This window comes from Bacteroides sp. AM23-12, from assembly GCF_003434395.1.
GTDB classification, from domain to species: domain Bacteria; phylum Bacteroidota; class Bacteroidia; order Bacteroidales; family Bacteroidaceae; genus Bacteroides; species Bacteroides thetaiotaomicron.
Map to the genome: position 1 here is coordinate 54,571 of NZ_QTLF01000019.1, position 18,936 is coordinate 73,506.

Here is an 18,936-nt window from a genome sequence, read left to right on the forward strand (position 1 = left end):
ATATGAAGAAATTATTATATATCATATTTGGAGTAATGGGTGCACTGATGTTTATACAGTGCAGCGACTGGACTGAAATGGAACCGAAGTTCACCGAACCGGTGAATATCAATGGTGAAGACTATTATAAGGCACTGAGAGAATATAAGAAATCCGATCATCCGATTGTTTTTGGCTGGTACAGTGAATGGACCGGAACCGGAACGAATATGAACAACCAGTTGAGAGGTATTCCCGATTCAATGGATATCGTCTCTCTTTGGGGAGGGGCTTTCAACCTGACTGAAGCACAAAAAAGTGACCTTAAGGAAGTGAGAGAGAAGAAAGGTCTCAGAGTTTTGTATTGTCAGCATATCACAGATATAGGCAGAAGTCATACGCCTGCTTCTGTTGAGAATGATTTCATCGTGGATGGCGTACAGTACAACTCTAAGGATGAAGCGATGGCTGCTTATTGGGGGTGGTATGGCAATTATGGTGACACTTCGGAAGAAGGACAAGAAAAAGCTATCCGTAAATATGCGCGGGTGATTATTGATTCAATCAATAAGTATAACTATGATGGATTCGATATCGACTTTGAACCGAATTTTGGCTATTCCGGAAATCTGAGTGGAAATTCGGACCGTATGCATATTTTTTTGGATGAATTATCGAAAGAATTCGGACCGAAATCGGGAACTGGACGTATATTGATGGTCGACGGAGAACCGCAGACACTGAACAAGGAGTCGGGCCCTTTATTAGATTATTATGTGGTTCAAGCCTATTACTGTAGGTCGGATGAGGGATATAGTGATGCTTTGGATGGTCGTTTTGACAGATTATTAAATAAATTCGGTTCGATAGAGGATGAAGCTACGATTCTTAGTAAAACAGTTTGGTGTGAGGACTTTGAAAAGCATAAAGGGGATGGCGGACCGGAATTTACAACTCGTGATGGTATTGTGACTTATTCATTGAAGGGAATGGCGATGTACTATCGTCCGGGAGTAGATGCCCGCATTGGCGGAGTGGGTGCCTACCGTTTTAATCTTTGTCGTCCGGTGAATGACTATTTCTTTATGCGTGAGGTTATTCAGGTTCTGAATCCCGCTAATCATTAATTGCAAGAACATAACTAAAAAAGGATAATTATGAAGATGATTAAATTTTCAAGATATGTTGTGCTGGGGGCAGCTTTGGCTGTTGTCACCGGATGCAACGATGCAAAACTGTCAACTATCGATAATGGAGTATATATTGCGGAAGCGGCTCCTTCTAATACGTTTAGTCAGCAGATAGAGGCACAATTGGTGGACGAGGGAGATGTGATAAAAACATTGACCGTCCGTTTGGTTCGTGCTATTGATCAAGATGTAACTGTAACACTGGATATTGATCAGCAACTCATTGATGAGTATAATCAACAGCATGAAGCGTCTTACGAACTTTTGCCGGAAGAATTCAGAAGTTTTGAACGCACAGTTACGATTCCCGCAGGTGAAGTGTCTGCACCAGTCATTAATCTTACTATAAAGCCGTTTACCACCCCCAATAACGAGGCTTATGCGATTCCGGTACGGATCACTTCCGTAGCCGGACCGATAGGACTTGTTGGTAACGCAAACCATATTCTTTATCTGCTTACTTCCCCTAATAAACAGAAAGCGGTGGTTTTGAAATCAGCAAATAAAACCAGTCTGAACTTTAAAAACGAAATACCTGTTACTCAGTGGACTATAGAGTATTGGATCAAGTTCGATAATACAACGGGCAGACCGACAGGAGATTGGGTGGGTCCTGCCAATATTGCTTTCAGACGATTAATTTTCGCAGACAATTCGGCTCCTATTTCTTTCAATGGCGTTTTATTGCGTTATTGGGCGGATGGAGCAAAAAAGATTGCGCCATGTTTGCAGTGTCAGTTGGATGGAAACTATTTTGATAGTGAGGAATTTTGGTATCCGGATATATGGTATCACATTGCTTATACTTATGACGGATCTACTATTTCCCTCTATAAAGATGGTACATTGAATAATAGTAAAGCCGATTCAAGAGACTTTACATTCAATAATATTTCTTTAGCACAGAGTTTCGGCTGGAATATGCAGGTAGAATTAGCTCAGATTCGTCTTTGGAGCAAATGCCTGACAGAGAACGCTATTCAGGAAGGAATGTCACGCCAGATATCCGGAGATTCGGATGGTTTGATTGGGTATTGGAAGTGTGATGAAGGAAAAGGAAATGTATTGAAGGATAATAGCCCGAACGGTAATGATATAACGCTTACCGGAATTCCTGCATGGAGTGAACAATACAATTTCTATCATCCTAATGATTAAGCGGATGGTTGGAGCTTTATCAATTGATTAGAGAATCCGATACTTACAGATAGTGAAAAGAAAAGCCGGCTGCAATCCTTTGCAGCCGGCTTTTTTATAAATGGGTTTTATGCCTTATTTCTCATCGTTCTCGCGAATTTCCACGCGACGAATCTTGCCGCTGATAGTCTTGGGCAGTTCGTCAACGAACTCAATCACACGCGGATATTTATAAGGAGCAGTCACCTTCTTGACGTGGTTCTGCAATTCCTTGATCAGTTCTTCTCCGGCACGTGCTTTATAGTCTTTGGACAATACGATAGTAGCTTTAACTACCTGTCCGCGAATCTCATCGGGTACTCCGGTGATAGCACATTCTATGACGGCAGGGTGCGTCATCAAAGCGCTTTCCACTTCGAACGGGCCGATACGGTAACCGGAACTCTTGATTACGTCGTCTGCACGTCCTACAAACCAAAGGTATCCGTCTTCGTCTTTCCATGCTACATCACCTGTGTAGTAAATGCCGTCGTGCCAAGCCTCGTGTGTACGTTCCGCATCCCGATAGTACTCTTTGAAAAGTCCGAGAGGTTTGCCTTTGCTGGTACGGATCACAATTTGTCCTTGCTCTCCGGCTTCCACGGAGCGACCTTCACTGTCGATCAGGTCTACGTCATACTGCGGATTGGGCAGTCCCATGCTTCCCGGTTTCGGTTCCATCCAAGGCATGGTGGCAACTGTCAGTGTCGTTTCCGTCTGTCCGAAACCTTCCATCAGCTTGATGCCTGTCAGTTTCTTGAAGGTTTCGAATACGGCAGGGTTCAGTGCTTCTCCGGCAATGGTGCAATACCGCAGTGAAGACAAGTCATATTTAGTCAGGTCTTCATGAATCAGAAAACGGAAGATGGTTGGAGGTGCGCAAAGGGAAGTCACCTGATACTCCTGTATCTTTTCCAGAATAGCTGCGGGCGTGAACTTTTCGTGGTCATAGACGAAAATGTTGGCTCCGGCGATCCATTGTCCGTAGAGTTTTCCCCATACGGCTTTTCCCCAGCCGGTATCGGCGATGGTGAGGTGGAGGCTGTTCTCATCCAGATTGTGCCAGAAACTACCCGTAACGATATGGCCTAACGGATACGTAAAGTCATGTGCTACCATTTTAGGTTCACCGGTAGTGCCGGAAGTGAAGTACATCAGTGAGATGTCGTCATTCGTATTGGCATGTCTCGGGCGGATGAAAGGGGCAGCGTTATCGATTCCCTGATGGAAATCTTCGAATCCTTCCGGAACTTCCGGACCTACACTGACCAGCTTTTCCACGCTCGGACACTCGGGAAGAGCATCTTTGATGTGTTGCAGTATGATTCCCTCGCCGGCAGCCACAATCATTTTGATGTCGGCAGCGTTGCAGCGATAGATGATATCTTTCTTTGTCAGCAGGTGAGTGGCGGGGATCACCGTTGCTCCCAGCTTATGCAGGGCGATGGTGCTGTACCAGAACTCATAGCGACGCTTTAGAATCAGCATCACCATGTCTCCGCGACCGATGCCGAGGCCCTGGAAGTAAGAGGCCGTCATGTCCGTATAGCGTTTCATATCGGCGAAGGAGAACTGACGGCTTTCGCCCTGGTCATTGGTCCAGAGCAGAGCGTTCTTGTCGGGTTGTTCGGCAGCCCAGGCGTCTACTACATCGTAGCCGAAGTTGAAATTCTCCGGTACGTTTATTTTCAGGTTCTTGATGAAATCCTCTTGTGAGGCAAAGCTAGTCTGTGCTAAAAATCTTTCTACCATAACGTTATTACATAATTACGGCCAGAAAACGTACCGTTTTGCCATCGAGCGCTTTCATGCCATGTGGAAGTTTTGAATTAAAATAAATACTGTCTCCTTGGTTCAGGATGATTTCTTTGCCCTCGATGTTGATCAGCATACGGCCTTCAACCACCAGGTTGAATTCCTGTCCGTTGTGGTGATTATAATGGATCGGCTCATCGTCTCCTTTCGGTTCGACTGTGACGATGAAAGGATCGGCGGTGCGGTTCATGAAGCCCGACGCCAGTGACTGGTATTTGTAAGCCCTGGTACGTTCGATGCTGACTCCTTTGCCGGCACGGGTCACGAAGTAGCTGCTCATTTTCGGCTCTTCGCCAAACATCAAAGCATCCAGTGCGATATTGTAGGTACGGGCTATCTTTTGTAGCATACTAACGGAAATGTCGTATTGTCCTGTCTCTGCGAGCTGGTATTCTTCGGCAGATATGTCGCAGTCGCGGGCGATATCTTCAGACGTTAGTTCCAGTACGTCACGTAATCCGCGAAGGCGTTCTGCGATCTGTTTAATTTGGTCATTCATACAAGTGGTTGTTTTTTGATTATTAATAATTTTGCGGTATTATTTGGATGCTTTCATCGCTTTGATGACGGCGGAGGTAAATCCGTTGTGTTCCAGTTCGTTGATTCCCTTGATCGTAATTCCGCCCGGAGTAGTCACTTTGTCGATTTCTACGCTGGGGTGGGTGTCATTGTTCAGAATTAATGCGGCGGCTCCCTTGACGGACTGGGCCACCATTTCCATCGCATCTTTGGGACGGATGCCCATTTCGATGCCGGCCTGCATGGCTGCCTGGATGTATTTCAATACGTAAGCGATGCCGCAGGAAGTCAGTGCCGTGGTGGCGGCTATCTTATCTTCGGGGATGAGCATGGCCATTCCCATTTCGTTGAACAGACGGAGCATAAACTGGTTCTGTTCATCGTTCGTGTTGCGTGCCGCGATAAGCGTCATACTTTCCAGTTCGCTGATGGCAGTGTTCGGAATCAGGCGGAACATCGGCATCTCCGGAGCTATCACAAAGTGTGCGAGTTCTTCAAAACTGATACCAGCCGCTACGGATACGAGCGTCTGTTTGCTCTTCAGCTTCAGCTCGCGCATGACGGACTCCACAAACCAGGGCTTCACGGCGAGAATGACAACATCCGCTCCCGTTGCCGCTTCTGTATTGCTCAGAGTGGTGGAAATGCCCGGAAATTCTTCTTTCAGTTTCTCCAGTTTGCCTGCGCTGGGGTTGGATACAATGATATCTGAGTCTGCTATCAGACTTCCTTTTGCCAGGCCGCGGGCTATAGAACCACCCATGTTTCCTGCACCGATAATAGCTATTTTCATATGCGCTTCTTTTTTAATGTATTCTTACAGACAAAGGTAACGGTAAATTGCGAAAAAACAAAAAGCAGCCTGAATAAGAACTGTTTTTCTGTTCGAGGCTGCTTTTTGTTCGCTGTTTATTAATCAAATATCAGTTAGAGTACTCTTTTGAAACGGGCAAGGAACTCGTCCGCTTCCTCCATGCTGAGGCAGAGAGGGGGTAATAAACGGAGTACATTCGTTCCGCTGGCTCCCGTAAATACGTGTTCGTCGTAGATGAGGCGGCTGCGCAATTCCTTGATCGGTTCTTCAAATTCGAGTCCGATCATCAGTCCGCGTCCGCGCACTTCTTTGATTTGCGGGAATTTCTTGAGTTCTTCCAGCAGGTAGTCACCGACTGCCTTTGCGTTTTCTACCAGATTGTCCTGTTCGATGACGTCCATTACGGCAAGGGCTGCCGAGCAGGCCAGGTGATTTCCGCCGAATGTAGTTCCCAGTTGTCCGTAGACGGGCTTGAACATCGGGCTGATCAGTACACCTGCCATCGGGAATCCGTTTCCGATGCCTTTGGCTACGGTGATGATGTCTGGCTGGATATGGTTGTATTGATGGGCAAAGAATTTTCCGCTACGGCCGTATCCACTCTGGATTTCGTCCAGAATCAGAATCGTTCCGGTTTCGGTACAAACCTTGCGAAGTTCCTGCATAAATTCGGTAGTCGGTATTTTGATACCGCCCACTCCTTGTATTCCTTCGATGATAACAGCGCATACGTCACCTTTCGCCAGTTCCTGCTTCATCGCTTCGATGTCATTCAGAGGGAGATAGGTCACATGACCGTTGTTGTTGATCGGAGCAATGATGGTGGGGTTGTTCGTAGCCTCCACTGCAAGGGATGTACGTCCGTGGAAGGCTTTGCTGAAAGAAATGACTTTGGTGCGTCCGTTATAGAAAGAAGCCAGCTTCAGCGCGTTTTCATTGGCTTCGGCTCCGCTGTTGATCAGAAACAGCGAGTAGTCTTCATAACCGGAAATCTTTCCCAATCGTTCGGCTACTTGTTGCTGCAGCTTATTGATCACCGAGTTTGAATAGAAACCAAGGGTTGCTACCTGATTGCTGATCATCTCCACATAGTGGGGATGCGCGTGTCCGATGGAGATGACGGCATGGCCTCCGTAGAGGTCCAGATATTCCGTACCGTTCTCATCCCATACCTTACAGCCTTGTCCTTTGACTATATTGATGTCATATAAAGGATATACGTCGAATAATTTCATAATTCTTCTGTTTTTAGAAAGCGGAAGGTTTCAGCCGTAATCCTACGGTTTCTTCCAGGTTGAACATCAGGTTCATGTTATGAACTGCTTGTCCGCTGGCACCCTTCAGCAAGTTGTCGATACAGGAGATAATCAGTAATTTGTCACCATGTTTCTCCAGATGTATCAGACATTTATTGGTATTTACGACTTGTTTCAAGTCTATATTCTTATCTACAATATGCACGAAGGAGTCTTTTGCATAATATTCCTCATACATGCGAACGATTTCTTCGAGTGCAACTTTCGTTTTTACGACAAGAGTGGCAAAGATGCCGCGCGGGAAATCTCCCCGATAAGGAATAAAGTCGATCTCTGAATCGAAGCTGTTCTGCAACTGCTTCAGTGATTGCTTGATTTCCGGCACGTGCTGATGATCGAAGGCCTTGTATATACTGATGTTATTGTTACGCCAGCTGAAATGACTAGTAGCGCCGGGCTTCACGCCGGCACCGGTACTTCCGGTGATGGCATTGACCGAAATATCGCCTGTCAACATCAGATTTTTGGCTAGCGGAAGCAAACCTAACTGGATGCAGGTAGCAAAACAACCGGGGTTGGCTACGTGCTTCGCCGTACAGGTAGCACGACGGTTCAGTTCCGGCAGACCGTAGATGAAGTCATGATCGTCACTCTTGATGCGATAATCCATCGAGAGGTCGATGATTTTCAAATCTTCCGGCACGTTGTGGCTTTCCATGAATTTCTTCGTGTCACCATGAGCGGTACAGAAGAATAGTACATCTATTGCGTCCAGAGGTAACTGGTCGGTAAATCTCAGGTCGGTTTCTCCGTATAGTCCTTCGTGTACGTCGGTGATTCGGTTTCCGGCATTACTGCTGCTGTTGATGAATACGATTTCAGTTTCCGGATGGTTGAGCAGCAGACGGATTAATTCGCCTGCTGTATATCCTGCGCCACCAATGATTCCTGCTTTAATCATATCTCTTCGTCTTTATGGTTATTGTAGTAAACACGCAGCGGAGTAGAAGTTACCTTAATAAAGCCCTTAGCATCTTCGGCTGTCCAGCCCTTCTGCATTTCACCATATTCGCCGAACTTCGTTTTCACGAGGTCGTCTTCCGATTCTACACCGACGGTAGAGAAAGAAAGCGGGCGGAGCTCGAGGATTGCCGTACCGTTAACGTTACGCTGGCTTTCCTGAAGCATGGCTTCGATGTCACGCATCACCGGTTCGAGATACTGGCTTTCGTGGAGGAACATTCCGTACCAGTTGGCCACCTGATCTTTCCAGTATTGCTGCCATTTGCTCAATGTGTATTTTTCGAGGAAGCGGTGAGCACCGATAATCAACATCGGAGCGGCAGCCTCGAAACCCACACGGCCTTTGATGCCGATAATCGTATCGCCCACGTGCATATCACGTCCGATACCGTATGCGGCACCGATCTCTTCTACCTTCTGGATAGCTTGGATCGGATCATCGAATGTTTCGTCATTGACAGCTTTCAGTTCTCCCTTTTCGAAAGTGAGACGGAGTTGTTCGCTGCCTTCTTTTTCCACGTGTTTCAGGTAGGCTGTTTCCGGTAATCCCTGTGCGGAGTCGAGGATTTCGCCACCACAGATGGATGTACCCCACAAACCTACGTTATAAGAGTATTTCAGCTTGGTAAAGTCTGCACTGAAACCATGTTTGTTCAGATAGTCGATTTCTTCCTGACGGCTTAATGCCATATCACGGGTCAGCGTGATGATTTCTACATTCGGAGCCAGTACAAGGAAAGTCATGTCAAAACGAATCTGGTCGTTACCTGCTCCGGTAGAACCGTGGGCAATGGCATCCGCACCGATTTCGTTGGCATAACGTGCGATGGCCAATGCCTGGAAGATACGTTCCGAGCTGACAGAGATCGGGTAAGTACCATTACGCAGCACATTTCCGAAAACCATATATTTCAGACTCTTTTCGTAGTATTCCTGAGTAACGTCCAATGTTACATATTTCACTGCTCCCAGTTTGTAGGCGTTTTCTTCGTTTGTCTTCAGCTGTTCTTCGCTGAAACCGCCCGTATTGGCACAAGCTGCATATACTTCGTAACCTTTTTCTTTAGCGAGGTACATGACGGTGAACGATGTGTCCAGTCCGCCGCTGAATGCCACCACTACTTTTTTCTTCTTTTCTTCCATAGTGCTGTATATATTAAATGTTATTTCTTTCTTGTTCTTTTTTTATGTTCCGCGGGTCTGTCGGATCGTACAGCATGGCTGTGCAGATGCAGAACTTACGGTTTTTAGCTACCAGTATATCGTGGTTGGTGCAGCCTTCGCATCCTTTCCAGAAAGCCTCGTCGTCTGTCAGTTCATTGAAAGTGACGGGGACATATCCTAGTTCGGTGTTCATTTTCATCACTGCGGCTCCGGATGTCAGACTGAAAATCTTAGCTTTCGGCCATCGGAGACGTGCCAGTTGGAAAGATGCTTGTTTGATGCGCTTTGCCAATCCTAATCCGCGAAAATCGGGATGTACAATCAGACCGGAGGTTGCTACGTATTGCTTGTTTCCCCATGATTCGATATAGGTGAAACCTGCGAATGTGTCGCCACAGAGCGCGATTATTGCTTTGCCCTCTTTCATTTTAGTCGCTACGTATTCGTGTGTGCGCTCTGCGATTCCGGTTCCTCGTACGGCAGCAGCATTTCTGATAGTTTCCAAAATAGTGTCAACGTAAACCTCATGTGAGGCGTCGGCTACCATAACATCTATTTGTTGAGTGTCCATTTCTTTATATATAATATAGGTATAGTTATTCGATATTCGGAATGATGAGCGACAAAAGCTGACGTACTTTGCTTGTGGCTACTCCTTCACGCAGAACCAGCATGATGGTATCGTCACCGGCAATGGTTCCCAGAATCTCGCTGAACTCATTGTTGTCGATATCATAAGCCATGCTGCTGGCGTAACCGGGACGGGTACGGATGACAGCTATATTGCCGGAAAACTGTAGGGAGATAAATCCATTGTTGCGCAACATCTCACCGGCACTCTGGTCAGTGGAACGTTTATACATGATGTTATTCGGCAATACATATACATACTTGCCGTTCATACTTGCAGCTTTGGCTACTTTCAGTTGTTTCAAGTCGCGGGAGAGGGTGGCTTGTGTCAGTTCGAAGCCTTCACGGTTCAGCTCTTGCAGTAGTTCTTCCTGCGAGCCTACCTCCTTGCTTGAGATAATCATTTTGATGGCGTCTAACCGATTTGCTTTCTTCTTCATTGTATAATTATTCTAAGAATGGCGCAAAATTATGCATTATTTCGGAGAAAACATGCATAAATCATGCTTTTTTTGCATAAAAAGTAAAATTTATACTGATGTAAGGTTTGGCTATGCAGATTTGTGTCAAAATGCACATCCTTTCTATCAAAATGCGTAAGGAAAAGGAGGAAGGAACCGCCTATCTTTGCAATGTAGGTAAATGGATACCTTAAATATATAGACAAAATACCATGAAACAGAACTTTTTTGCAGTCGACCTGGGCGCAACAAGCGGCCGTACAATCTTAGGCTCTTTTATTGAAGGCGGATTAAATCTGGAGGAGATTAATCGTTTTCCTAACCACTTGATCGAGGTGGGTGGACATTTCTATTGGGATATTTATGCATTATACCGTCACATTATCGACGGATTGAAATTGGTAGCTCACCGTGGCGAATCTATTGCCTCTATCGGTATAGATACATGGGGAGTAGATTTCGTCCTCCTTGGAAAAGATGGAAACCTGCTTCGCCAGCCTTATGCATATCGTGATCCGCATACGGTAGGAGCACCGGAAGCCTTTTTCTCTCGTATCTCTCGTAGCGAGGTATATGGTAAAACTGGTATTCAGGTAATGAATTTTAATTCACTTTTCCAATTAGATACTTTGCGTCGCAATCATGACAGTGCATTGGAGGCAGCAGACAAAGTTCTGTTTATGCCGGATGCGTTGAGCTATATGCTGACCGGGAAGATGGTAACCGAATATACCATTGCTTCCACTGCCCAATTAGTGAATGCACATACGCAACGTCTGGAACCGGAGTTGCTGAAAGCAGTCGGACTGCAAGAAGAGAATTTCGGTCGTTTTGTCTTCCCAGGTGAGAAGATAGGAACATTGACTGAAGAAGTGCAAAAGATAACAGGATTGGGGGCAATTCCTGTGATTGCGGTGGCCGGACATGATACCGGATCTGCTGTAGCAGCTGTTCCCGCACTTGATCGTAATTTCGCATATTTGAGTAGCGGTACTTGGTCGCTGATGGGGGTGGAAACAGATGCACCGGTAATCACTGCTGAAACAGAGGCTTTGAACTTTACGAATGAAGGTGGCGTAGAAGGCACAATTCGCCTTTTGAAGAATATTTGTGGAATGTGGTTGCTGGAACGTTGCCGTCTGAATTGGGGAGATACGAGCTATCCGGAATTAATAACCGAAGCGGATTCGTGTGAACCATTCCGTAGTTTAATCAATCCGGATGACGACTGTTTTGCAAATCCTGCGGATATGGAACAGGCCATTCGTGAATATTGCCGGACTACTGGGCAGCCGGTTCCTGAGCAACGTGGACAAATAGTACGTTGTATCTTTGAGAGTCTGGCTTTGCGTTACCGTCAGGTGTTGGAGAACTTGCGTGCGCTTTCTCCTCGTCCTATCGAAACTCTGCATGTGATCGGTGGAGGTAGCCGTAATGACTTGTTGAATCAGTTTACTGCTAATGCTATCGGCATCCCGGTTGTGGCAGGACCGTCTGAGGCAACAGCTATCGGTAATGTCATGATTCAGGCAATGACGATGGGAGAGGCGACGGATGTTGCCGGTATGCGTCAGTTGATAAGCCGTTCAATTCCGTTGAAGACTTATCACCCACAGGATATGGCAGCCTGGGATGCGGCTTATATCCATTTTAAAAACTGCGTTCGATAAATTCCGGAGAATCAAGAAATAACCGACAGAATAATATTAACTTTTAATAATAGAATATCATGAAAAAAGAAGAAATGATTCAGAAAGCGTATGAGATTGCTGTTGAACGCTATGCAGCAGTAGGTGTAGATACTGAAAAGGTACTGAAAACCATGCAGGACTTCCACTTGTCACTTCATTGCTGGCAGGCTGATGATGTAACGGGATTTGAAGTGCAGGCAGGTGCACTGAGCGGAGGTATTCAGGCAACCGGTAATTATCCGGGCAAAGCTCGCAATATTGATGAACTGCGTGCCGACATTCTGAAAGCCGCTTCTTATATTCCGGGTACACACCGTTTGAACCTGCACGAAATCTACGGGGATTTTCAAGGTAAAGTGGTAGACCGCGATCAGGTAGAGCCTGAACATTTCAAGAGCTGGATTGAATGGGGTAAAGAGCATAACATGAAACTCGATTTCAACTCTACTTCATTCTCACATCCGAAATCTGGTGATTTGTCACTGTCTAATCCGGATGAGGGCATCCGTCAGTTCTGGATTGAGCATACCAAACGTTGTCGTGCCGTTGCCGAAGAAATGGGTAAGGCGCAGGGTGACCCGTGTATCATGAATCTTTGGGTACATGACGGAAGCAAGGATATCACTGTAAACCGCATGAAATATCGTGCATTGTTGAAAGATTCTCTGGATCAGATATTTGCTACTGAATATAAAAACATGAAAGACTGTATTGAATCAAAAGTATTCGGTATCGGTCTGGAAAGCTATACAGTAGGTTCCAATGACTTCTACATCGGTTATGGCGCATCCCGTAATAAGATGGTAACTTTGGATACCGGTCACTTCCATCCGACTGAAAGTGTTGCCGACAAAGTATCTTCTCTTTTGCTTTATGTGCCCGAATTGATGCTGCACGTAAGCCGTCCGGTTCGTTGGGATTCCGACCACGTAACCATTATGGATGATCCTACAATGGAACTGTTCAGTGAAATTGTTCGTTGCGGTGCGTTGGAACGCGTACACTACGGTCTCGACTATTTCGATGCTTCTATCAACCGTATCGGTGCTTACGTTGTCGGTAGCCGTGCTGCTCAGAAATGTATGACACGTGCTTTGCTCGAACCGATTGCCAAGCTGCGTGAATACGAAGCTAACGGACAGGGATTCCAGCGTCTGGCTCTGCTCGAAGAAGAGAAAGCGCTTCCATGGAATGCAGTATGGGATATGTTCTGCTTGAAGAACAACGTTCCGGTAGGCGAAGATTTCATTGCAGAAATCGAAAAGTACGAAGCGGAAGTAACTTCTAAACGATAAGTGATGGATATTCTAATAGGCTTGTTGATTATAGCCATCGGTAGCTTTTGCCAGTCCAGTTCCTATGTACCTATTAAAAAGGTGAAGGAATGGAGCTGGGAAAGCTTCTGGTTAGTACAAGGTGTGTTTGCCTGGTTAGTGTTCCCGTTCCTGGGATCACTGCTGGGGATACCCGCAGGAGGCAGTTTGTTCGACTTGTGGGGAGCCGGAGGTGCTGGAATGAGCATCTTTTATGGTGTATTATGGGGAATAGGCGGATTGACTTTCGGACTCTCCATGCGTTATCTGGGTGTTGCGCTTGGACAAAGTATCGCATTAGGTACTTGTGCCGGATTCGGAACCCTTTTTCCTGCCATCTTCGCCGGAACCAATCTGTTCGAAGGTAACGGACTGATTCTTCTTCTAGGAGTTTGTATTACGCTGGCGGGTATTGCTATCATTGGTTATGCCGGTGGCTTGCGTGCACAGAATATGAGCGAAGAAGAAAAACGGGCTGCCGTAAAAGACTTTGCATTGACAAAAGGTTTGCTGGTAGCACTTCTTGCGGGTGTGATGAGTGCCTGCTTTGCTTTGGGACTGGATGCCGGAACTCCTATCAAGGAAGCTGCTTTGGCAGGTGGTGTGGATGGACTTTATGCAGGTCTTCCTGTTATCTTCCTCGTGACTTTAGGCGGATTCATGACAAATGCCGCTTACTGCCTGCAGCAGAATATAGCTAATAAGTCTGTCGGTGACTATGCCAAAGGAAAGGTATGGGGTAACAATCTCGTCTTCTGTGCGTTGGCAGGTGTGCTGTGGTATATGCAGTTCTTCGGATTGGAAATGGGTAAGAGCTTCCTCACGGAAAGTCCCGTGTTGCTGGCTTTCTCATGGTGTATCCTGATGGCGCTGAACGTAACCTTTAGTAATGTATGGGGAATCATCCTGAAAGAGTGGAAAGGAGTATCTGCCAAAACAATCACAGTGTTGATCTGTGGTTTGGTAGTCTTGATCTTCTCGCTGGTATTCCCGAACTTGTTTTAATAATAAATAGATATGAAATCAATTTTAGAAAATCGTCCGGCACTTGCCAAAGAAGTAAACAAGGTAGCTGAAGTTGCCGGATACTTGTGGCAAAAAGGATGGGCTGAACGTAACGGTGGTAATATCACCGTAAATATCACAGAGTTTGTAGACGATGAAATCCGTCGGATGGAACCGATTAGCGAAGTAAAATCCATTGGCGTTACATTGCCTTATCTGAAAGGATGTTACTTTTATTGCAAAGGAACCAACAAACGCATGCGTGATCTGGCTCGCTGGCCGATGGAAAATGGTTCGGTGATTCGCATTTTAGATGATTGCGCCAGCTATGTGATCATTGCCGACGAAGCGGTGGCGCCGACTTCGGAACTGCCTTCCCACCTGAGCGTACACAATGATTTGCTGAGCAAGAATTCTCCTTATAAAGCATCTGTCCATACTCACCCGATCGAACTGATTGCCATGACTCATTGCGAGAAGTTCCTTCAGAAAGATGTGGCAACCAATCTGTTATGGAGTATGATTCCTGAAACGAAGGCGTTCTGTCCGAGAGGTCTGGGTATCATTCCTTATAAATTGCCTAGTTCGGTAGAGTTGGCGGAAGCCACTATCAAGGAATTGCAGGACTATGATGTAGTCATGTGGGAAAAACACGGTGTTTTTGCCGTAGACTGCGATGCTATGCAGGCTTTTGATCAGATTGACGTGCTGAATAAGTCGGCGCTGATCTATATTGCTGCGAAGAATATGGGCTTCGAACCGGATGGTATGAGTCAGGAACAAATGAAAGAAATGTCCGTTGCTTTCAATCTTCCTAAATAATACTTGTATTAATCACTGAATTTATCTACTTTAGCGACCGCAGCATTTTCTATCGATGGAGAATGTTGCGGTAACTTTAAAATTATGACACAACTATGAATCGCATTATTCTGAATGAGACCTCTTATTTCGGTGCAGGATGCCGGAGTGTAATTGCTGTGGAAGCAGCCAGACGTGGCTTTAAGAAAGCCTTTTTCGTAACAGATAAAGACCTTATCAAATTTGGTGTTGCAGCCGAAATCATTAAAGTATTTGATGACAATCATATTCCGTATGAACTTTATAGTGATGTAAAGGCTAACCCTACCATTGCTAATGTGCAGAATGGTGTGGCTGCCTATAAGGCTTCCGGTGCAGACTTTATCGTAGCTTTGGGTGGTGGTTCTTCTATCGACACGGCAAAGGGGATTGGTATTGTTGTGAATAACCCGGATTTTGCCGATGTGAAATCTCTGGAAGGTGTGGCTGATACCAAACATAAGGCTGTTCCTACCTTTGCATTGCCTACTACTGCCGGAACTGCTGCTGAAGTGACTATCAATTATGTGATTATCGACGAAGATGCACGCAAGAAAATGGTATGTGTAGACCCGAACGATATCCCTGCTGTAGCTATTGTAGATCCGGAACTGATGTATTCCATGCCGAAAGGACTGACTGCCGCTACAGGTATGGACGCGCTGACTCACGCCATCGAAAGTTATATAACTCCGGGTGCATGGGCTATGAGCGATATGTTCGAACTGAAAGCGATTGAAATGATTGCTCAGAACTTGAAAGCGGCGGTAGATAACGGTAAAGACACAGTTGCCCGCGAAGCAATGTCGCAGGCTCAATATATTGCCGGCATGGGATTCTCCAATGTAGGTTTGGGAATCGTACATTCCATGGCTCACCCGTTGGGCGCTTTCTATGATACTCCTCACGGCGTTGCCAATGCGCTGTTGTTACCTTATGTCATGGAGTACAATGCTGAGTCTCCGGCTGCTCCGAAATATATCCATATTGCCAAGGCGATGGGCGTCAATACAGACGGTATGACAGAAACTGAAGGTGTGAAGGCGGCTATCGAGGCAGTGAAAGCGCTTTCTCTGAGTATCGGTATCCCACAGAAATTGCATGAAATCAATGTGAAGGAAGAGGATATTCCGGCATTGGCGGTGGCTGCATTCAATGACGTTTGCACAGGTGGTAATCCGCGTCCTACGTCAGTAGCGGAGATTGAAGTATTATATCGGAAAGCATTCTGATTTTAATTGTATAAGGTTTGTTTTTTATAAGCATCCGGAGGATCTGGACAGGTGCTCCGGATGTTTTTTTTACTGTTTAGCGTGTGTTTTTTGAAAATAATTCCTACTTTTGTTCAATTCAATTGTATGAAAACACGCCTGTATGACTGAGGATAATAATCTGGGATTAGAATTTAAATACTTGATAGTTAATGACATGGACCGCAAATTCGGTCTGTGGGTGAATACGGTTGGCTATCAGTCTATCCCTCCCGATTCTCCTTATCCGCTGAAGGAGCATCCGTCCGGTTACTATTTCAATGCCGAAAAAGGAAGAGTATTGCGGGAATATCAATTGGTCTATATTACAAAAGGGCGCGGTTTGTTTTCTTCCGATTCTACCCCTGAAAGACAAGTTTGTAAAGGTCGGCTGATGGTGTTGTTTCCCGGACAGTGGCATACTTATTATCCATTGCGGCAGACCGGATGGACGGAATATTACATTGGTTTTGAAGGTCCGGCGATTGATACGATTGTGGGCGATGCCTTTCTTTCTCAGGAAAGACAGATATTGGAAGTCGGTATTAATGAAGAACTGGTATCTTTGTTTTCCCGCGCTTTGGAAGTGGCAGAAGCGGATAAAATATCTGCCCAGCAATACCTTTCCGGAATCGTACTTCACATGATTGGTATGATTCTTTCGATTTCCAAGAATAAGGTCTTCGAGATGAGTGATGTCGATCAGAAGATCGAGCAGGCAAAGATACTTATGAATGAAAATGTATCCGGCAATATTGATCCGGAGGAACTGGCGATGAGACTGAATATCAGTTACTCATGGTTCCGCAGGGTTTTTAAGGAATATACCGGCTATGCACCCGCCAAATATTTTCAGGAACTGAAACTTCGTAAAGCCAAGCAAATGTTGGTGGGAACTTCCCAGTCAGTAAAAGAAATTTCTTTTTTTCTGGGCTTCCAGTCTACCGAATATTTTTTCTCCTTTTTCAAAAAACGTACCGGGCTTACTCCGCTTGAATACCGCTCGTTCGGTCGGGAAGAATAAACATAAAGTTATTTATTGTTAATCTCCTCGATGTGATTTAACCTTTCCGTTTTAATCTGGTCAAATATAATATTGCAATGATGCAATCGGTTTATTATCAGATTAACTATAAAAGAAAAAAGAAATGAAAAGAATCGTATTTTGGATGGTAGCTTTGCTACTGATGAGTGGTGTGGCAATGGCACAAGGAAATCGCCAGGGTGGAAGACAACAGATGGATCCGAAAACCCGTGCGGAACGTATGACAGAGCGTATGGTGAAAGAATACTCTTTGAATGAAGATCAAAAGCAACAATTACAGGATGTCAACCTTACATGGGTGCAAAAGATGGCTGCTAATCAGGGCGGACGTTCGAAAGATAATAAAGCTGCCAAGATGACTAAGGAAGAGCGGGAAAAGAAGATGGCGGAAATGAAGAAGTCCCGTGAAGATTATGATGCCCAGTTGAAGAAGATTATGACTAAAGAACAATACGATAGCTATGTGAAAAAACAGGCTGAACGTGAGAAACAGATGAAAGAAGGGCGTCAGAACCGGCAAAAAAGACAAGGGTAATATAGATTGTAATGAATGGATGTACTTCCTTTCGGAAGAAGAATTAAGGAGATACTACTGATTTTTGAGGTAGTATCTTTTTTGTATTCGGGTGATTCTTATTTTGCTTTTTGAGGTTGTGAACAAGTCACATCCTGCTTGTTTAAAAATGAGTCTCTTATATAGTTAATTTGTTTGTTACTAATTAATTAACCTGTTAATAACTTTGTTGATAACGTGGTTAATATAAGATTGGGGTTGTGAATAAAGGAACTGTAATCAGTAGAATCTTACCGGAGAGAGATAAAAAAAGAACCGCTTAAAAAGCGATTCTTTAGTAAGTTGCGGAGATCCGACTCGAACGAATGACCTTTGGGTTATGAGCCCAACGAGCTACCAACTGCTCCACTCCGCGATGTTTAACGGGTGCAAAGGTACGGCTTTTCTTGAATAAAACAAATTATTCTCCAATTATTTTTTAGAAAAAAGATCGAATTATCTATATTGTGCTGAAAATGAGAGAGGTATTGATGGAACTTTTTTTAGTACCTATTAATATACAAATGTTAATATTCTGTGCGTTTTCTTGTGTGGTCTAAAGAAAAGAATTACTTTTGCTCAAAATATTCAGCAATGTGCAATTTGTATAACCTATGACCGTATCAAAAACGAAAGCCAAGTTAGTAGACGTTGCCCGCCAGCTTTTTGCAAAGATGGGGGTGGAGAACACTACGATGAATGATATCGCCCTCGCTTCGAAAAAAGGTAGAAGAACGCTTTATACCTATTTTAAAAGTAAGGATGAAATCTATTTGGCTGTTGTAGAATCGGAATTGGATATCTTGTCGGATATGATGAAGAGGGTGGCTGATAAAAACATTTCGCCGGACGACAAACTGTTGGAACTGATATATACCCGATTGGATGCAGTAAAGGAGGTCGTTTATCGGAATGGAACCCTGCGTGCTTATTTCTTCCGTGATATATGGCGGGTAGAAAAAGTGCGAAAGAAATTTGATGCGAAAGAAATCCAGATTTTTAAAGCTGTGTTGTTGGAGGGACAGGCGAAAGGAGTGTTTCACATTGATGATGTGGAGATGACTGCCGATTTGATACATTACTGTGTGAAGGGAATTGAAGTTCCTTATATCCGTGGGCATATAGGAGCTCATCTGGACGAAGAAACAAGAAATAAATATGTGTCCAACATTGTGTTTGGCGCACTGCATAGAACAGAAATTTAATTAAATA

At 45.0% G+C, this 18,936-nt stretch carries 18 protein-coding genes and 1 tRNA gene; 10 read left to right on the forward strand and 9 right to left on the reverse strand.

Translation table 11 applies throughout. The features are described from left to right. The first annotated feature begins 2 nt into the window (after positions 1–2). Together DW640_RS15505 and DW640_RS15510 are read left to right on the forward strand one after the other, a co-directional pair. The gene (locus DW640_RS15505) at positions 3–1,106 is read left to right on the forward strand and encodes a glycoside hydrolase family 18 (protein ID WP_008762690.1); all 1,104 of its coding nucleotides are present in this window, start codon (positions 3–5) and stop codon (positions 1,104–1,106) included. 30 nt (positions 1,107–1,136) lie between these two features. Further along, entirely contained in the window at positions 1,137–2,327 is a 1,191-nt protein-coding gene (locus tag DW640_RS15510; protein WP_008762691.1) for a BT_3987 domain-containing protein, read from the forward strand. Between the two features lie 114 nt (positions 2,328–2,441). Here the strand turns inward: DW640_RS15510 and DW640_RS15515 are convergent, their stop codons facing one another. The 8 genes from DW640_RS15515 to DW640_RS15550 all read right to left on the reverse strand — a co-directional run bounded on the left by DW640_RS15515 (position 2,442) and on the right by DW640_RS15550 (position 10,006). Beyond that, positions 2,442–4,097, reverse strand: a complete 1,656-nt coding sequence (locus tag DW640_RS15515; protein WP_061473583.1) for an AMP-binding protein — start codon at positions 4,095–4,097, stop codon at positions 2,442–2,444. Positions 4,098–4,104: 7 nt separating this feature from the next. Continuing rightward, on the reverse strand, positions 4,105–4,659 hold the full coding sequence (locus tag DW640_RS15520) for a helix-turn-helix domain-containing protein (protein ID WP_048698562.1): 555 nt from the start codon (positions 4,657–4,659) through the stop codon (positions 4,105–4,107). Positions 4,660–4,698: 39 nt separating this feature from the next. Continuing rightward, positions 4,699–5,472, reverse strand: coding sequence for a pyrroline-5-carboxylate reductase (proC, locus tag DW640_RS15525; protein ID WP_016269833.1), 774 nt, complete (start codon positions 5,470–5,472; stop codon positions 4,699–4,701). A gap of 134 nt (positions 5,473–5,606) precedes the next feature. After that, entirely contained in the window at positions 5,607–6,728 is a 1,122-nt protein-coding gene (locus DW640_RS15530) for an aspartate aminotransferase family protein (protein WP_008762695.1), read from the reverse strand. A 13-nt stretch (positions 6,729–6,741) separates the two neighbouring features. Further along, positions 6,742–7,710, reverse strand: coding sequence for an N-acetyl-gamma-glutamyl-phosphate reductase (argC, locus tag DW640_RS15535; RefSeq protein WP_008766963.1), 969 nt, complete (start codon positions 7,708–7,710; stop codon positions 6,742–6,744). Continuing rightward, positions 7,707–8,915: an argininosuccinate synthase gene (locus tag DW640_RS15540; RefSeq protein WP_008762697.1), complete on the reverse strand. Its 1,209-nt coding sequence runs from the start codon at positions 8,913–8,915 to the stop codon at positions 7,707–7,709. Before DW640_RS15540 ends, argC begins: the two co-directional genes overlap by 4 nt. Before the next feature lie 13 nt (positions 8,916–8,928). Then, a complete protein-coding gene (locus DW640_RS15545) occupies positions 8,929–9,507 on the reverse strand; it encodes a GNAT family N-acetyltransferase (protein ID WP_008762698.1) in 579 nt (192 codons plus the stop codon). Positions 9,508–9,532: 25 nt separating this feature from the next. Next, the gene (locus DW640_RS15550) at positions 9,533–10,006 is read right to left on the reverse strand and encodes an arginine repressor (protein WP_008762699.1); all 474 of its coding nucleotides are present in this window, start codon (positions 10,004–10,006) and stop codon (positions 9,533–9,535) included. 233 nt (positions 10,007–10,239) lie between these two features. On the opposite strand from DW640_RS15550, the gene rhaB reads away from it, so the two are divergent. The 7 genes from rhaB to DW640_RS15585 all read left to right on the forward strand — a co-directional run bounded on the left by rhaB (position 10,240) and on the right by DW640_RS15585 (position 17,706). Further along, positions 10,240–11,697 (forward strand): rhamnulokinase, encoded by a 1,458-nt coding sequence (rhaB, locus tag DW640_RS15555; protein ID WP_008762700.1) that lies wholly within the window; start codon positions 10,240–10,242, stop codon positions 11,695–11,697. Between the two features lie 59 nt (positions 11,698–11,756). Next, complete coding sequence (locus DW640_RS15560) at positions 11,757–13,013, forward strand: L-rhamnose isomerase (protein ID WP_008762701.1); 1,257 nt, start codon at positions 11,757–11,759, stop codon at positions 13,011–13,013. 3 nt (positions 13,014–13,016) lie between these two features. Further along, positions 13,017–14,036 carry an L-rhamnose/proton symporter RhaT gene (gene rhaT / locus DW640_RS15565; protein ID WP_008762702.1) on the forward strand — a complete coding sequence of 340 codons (1,020 nt, stop codon included), beginning with the start codon at positions 13,017–13,019 and terminating at the stop codon, positions 14,034–14,036. Between the two features lie 12 nt (positions 14,037–14,048). After that, on the forward strand, positions 14,049–14,858 hold the full coding sequence (rhaD, locus tag DW640_RS15570; RefSeq protein WP_008766960.1) for a rhamnulose-1-phosphate aldolase: 810 nt from the start codon (positions 14,049–14,051) through the stop codon (positions 14,856–14,858). Positions 14,859–14,953: 95 nt separating this feature from the next. After that, the gene (gene fucO, locus DW640_RS15575) at positions 14,954–16,108 is read left to right on the forward strand and encodes a lactaldehyde reductase (RefSeq protein WP_008766959.1); all 1,155 of its coding nucleotides are present in this window, start codon (positions 14,954–14,956) and stop codon (positions 16,106–16,108) included. A 142-nt stretch (positions 16,109–16,250) separates the two neighbouring features. Beyond that, a complete protein-coding gene (locus tag DW640_RS15580; RefSeq protein ID WP_008762705.1) occupies positions 16,251–17,150 on the forward strand; it encodes an AraC family transcriptional regulator in 900 nt (299 codons plus the stop codon). A gap of 124 nt (positions 17,151–17,274) precedes the next feature. Beyond that, complete coding sequence (locus DW640_RS15585) at positions 17,275–17,706, forward strand: DUF4890 domain-containing protein (RefSeq protein ID WP_011108962.1); 432 nt, start codon at positions 17,275–17,277, stop codon at positions 17,704–17,706. Positions 17,707–18,027: 321 nt separating this feature from the next. Here the strand turns inward: DW640_RS15585 and DW640_RS15590 are convergent. Further along, positions 18,028–18,100: transfer RNA gene (locus DW640_RS15590), tRNA-Met, on the reverse strand. A 238-nt stretch (positions 18,101–18,338) separates the two neighbouring features. On the opposite strand from DW640_RS15590, the gene DW640_RS15595 reads away from it, so the two are divergent. Beyond that, positions 18,339–18,929 carry a TetR/AcrR family transcriptional regulator gene (locus DW640_RS15595; RefSeq protein ID WP_048698567.1) on the forward strand — a complete coding sequence of 197 codons (591 nt, stop codon included), beginning with the start codon at positions 18,339–18,341 and terminating at the stop codon, positions 18,927–18,929. The last annotated feature ends 7 nt before the right edge of the window (positions 18,930–18,936 follow it).

Coding starts and splice junctions, on each gene's coding strand:
- DW640_RS15505 (WP_008762690.1), top strand. CDS start 3: ATGAAGAAATTATTATATATCATATTTGGAGTAATGGGTGCACTGATG.
- DW640_RS15510 (WP_008762691.1), top strand. CDS start 1,137: ATGAAGATGATTAAATTTTCAAGATATGTTGTGCTGGGGGCAGCTTTG.
- DW640_RS15515 (WP_061473583.1), bottom strand. CDS start 4,097: ATGGTAGAAAGATTTTTAGCACAGACTAGCTTTGCCTCACAAGAGGAT.
- DW640_RS15520 (WP_048698562.1), bottom strand. CDS start 4,659: ATGAATGACCAAATTAAACAGATCGCAGAACGCCTTCGCGGATTACGT.
- proC (WP_016269833.1), bottom strand. CDS start 5,472: ATGAAAATAGCTATTATCGGTGCAGGAAACATGGGTGGTTCTATAGCC.
- DW640_RS15530 (WP_008762695.1), bottom strand. CDS start 6,728: ATGAAATTATTCGACGTATATCCTTTATATGACATCAATATAGTCAAA.
- argC (WP_008766963.1), bottom strand. CDS start 7,710: ATGATTAAAGCAGGAATCATTGGTGGCGCAGGATATACAGCAGGCGAA.
- DW640_RS15540 (WP_008762697.1), bottom strand. CDS start 8,915: ATGGAAGAAAAGAAGAAAAAAGTAGTGGTGGCATTCAGCGGCGGACTG.
- DW640_RS15545 (WP_008762698.1), bottom strand. CDS start 9,507: ATGGACACTCAACAAATAGATGTTATGGTAGCCGACGCCTCACATGAG.
- DW640_RS15550 (WP_008762699.1), bottom strand. CDS start 10,006: ATGAAGAAGAAAGCAAATCGGTTAGACGCCATCAAAATGATTATCTCA.
- rhaB (WP_008762700.1), top strand. CDS start 10,240: ATGAAACAGAACTTTTTTGCAGTCGACCTGGGCGCAACAAGCGGCCGT.
- DW640_RS15560 (WP_008762701.1), top strand. CDS start 11,757: ATGAAAAAAGAAGAAATGATTCAGAAAGCGTATGAGATTGCTGTTGAA.
- rhaT (WP_008762702.1), top strand. CDS start 13,017: ATGGATATTCTAATAGGCTTGTTGATTATAGCCATCGGTAGCTTTTGC.
- rhaD (WP_008766960.1), top strand. CDS start 14,049: ATGAAATCAATTTTAGAAAATCGTCCGGCACTTGCCAAAGAAGTAAAC.
- fucO (WP_008766959.1), top strand. CDS start 14,954: ATGAATCGCATTATTCTGAATGAGACCTCTTATTTCGGTGCAGGATGC.
- DW640_RS15580 (WP_008762705.1), top strand. CDS start 16,251: ATGACTGAGGATAATAATCTGGGATTAGAATTTAAATACTTGATAGTT.
- DW640_RS15585 (WP_011108962.1), top strand. CDS start 17,275: ATGAAAAGAATCGTATTTTGGATGGTAGCTTTGCTACTGATGAGTGGT.
- DW640_RS15595 (WP_048698567.1), top strand. CDS start 18,339: ATGACCGTATCAAAAACGAAAGCCAAGTTAGTAGACGTTGCCCGCCAG.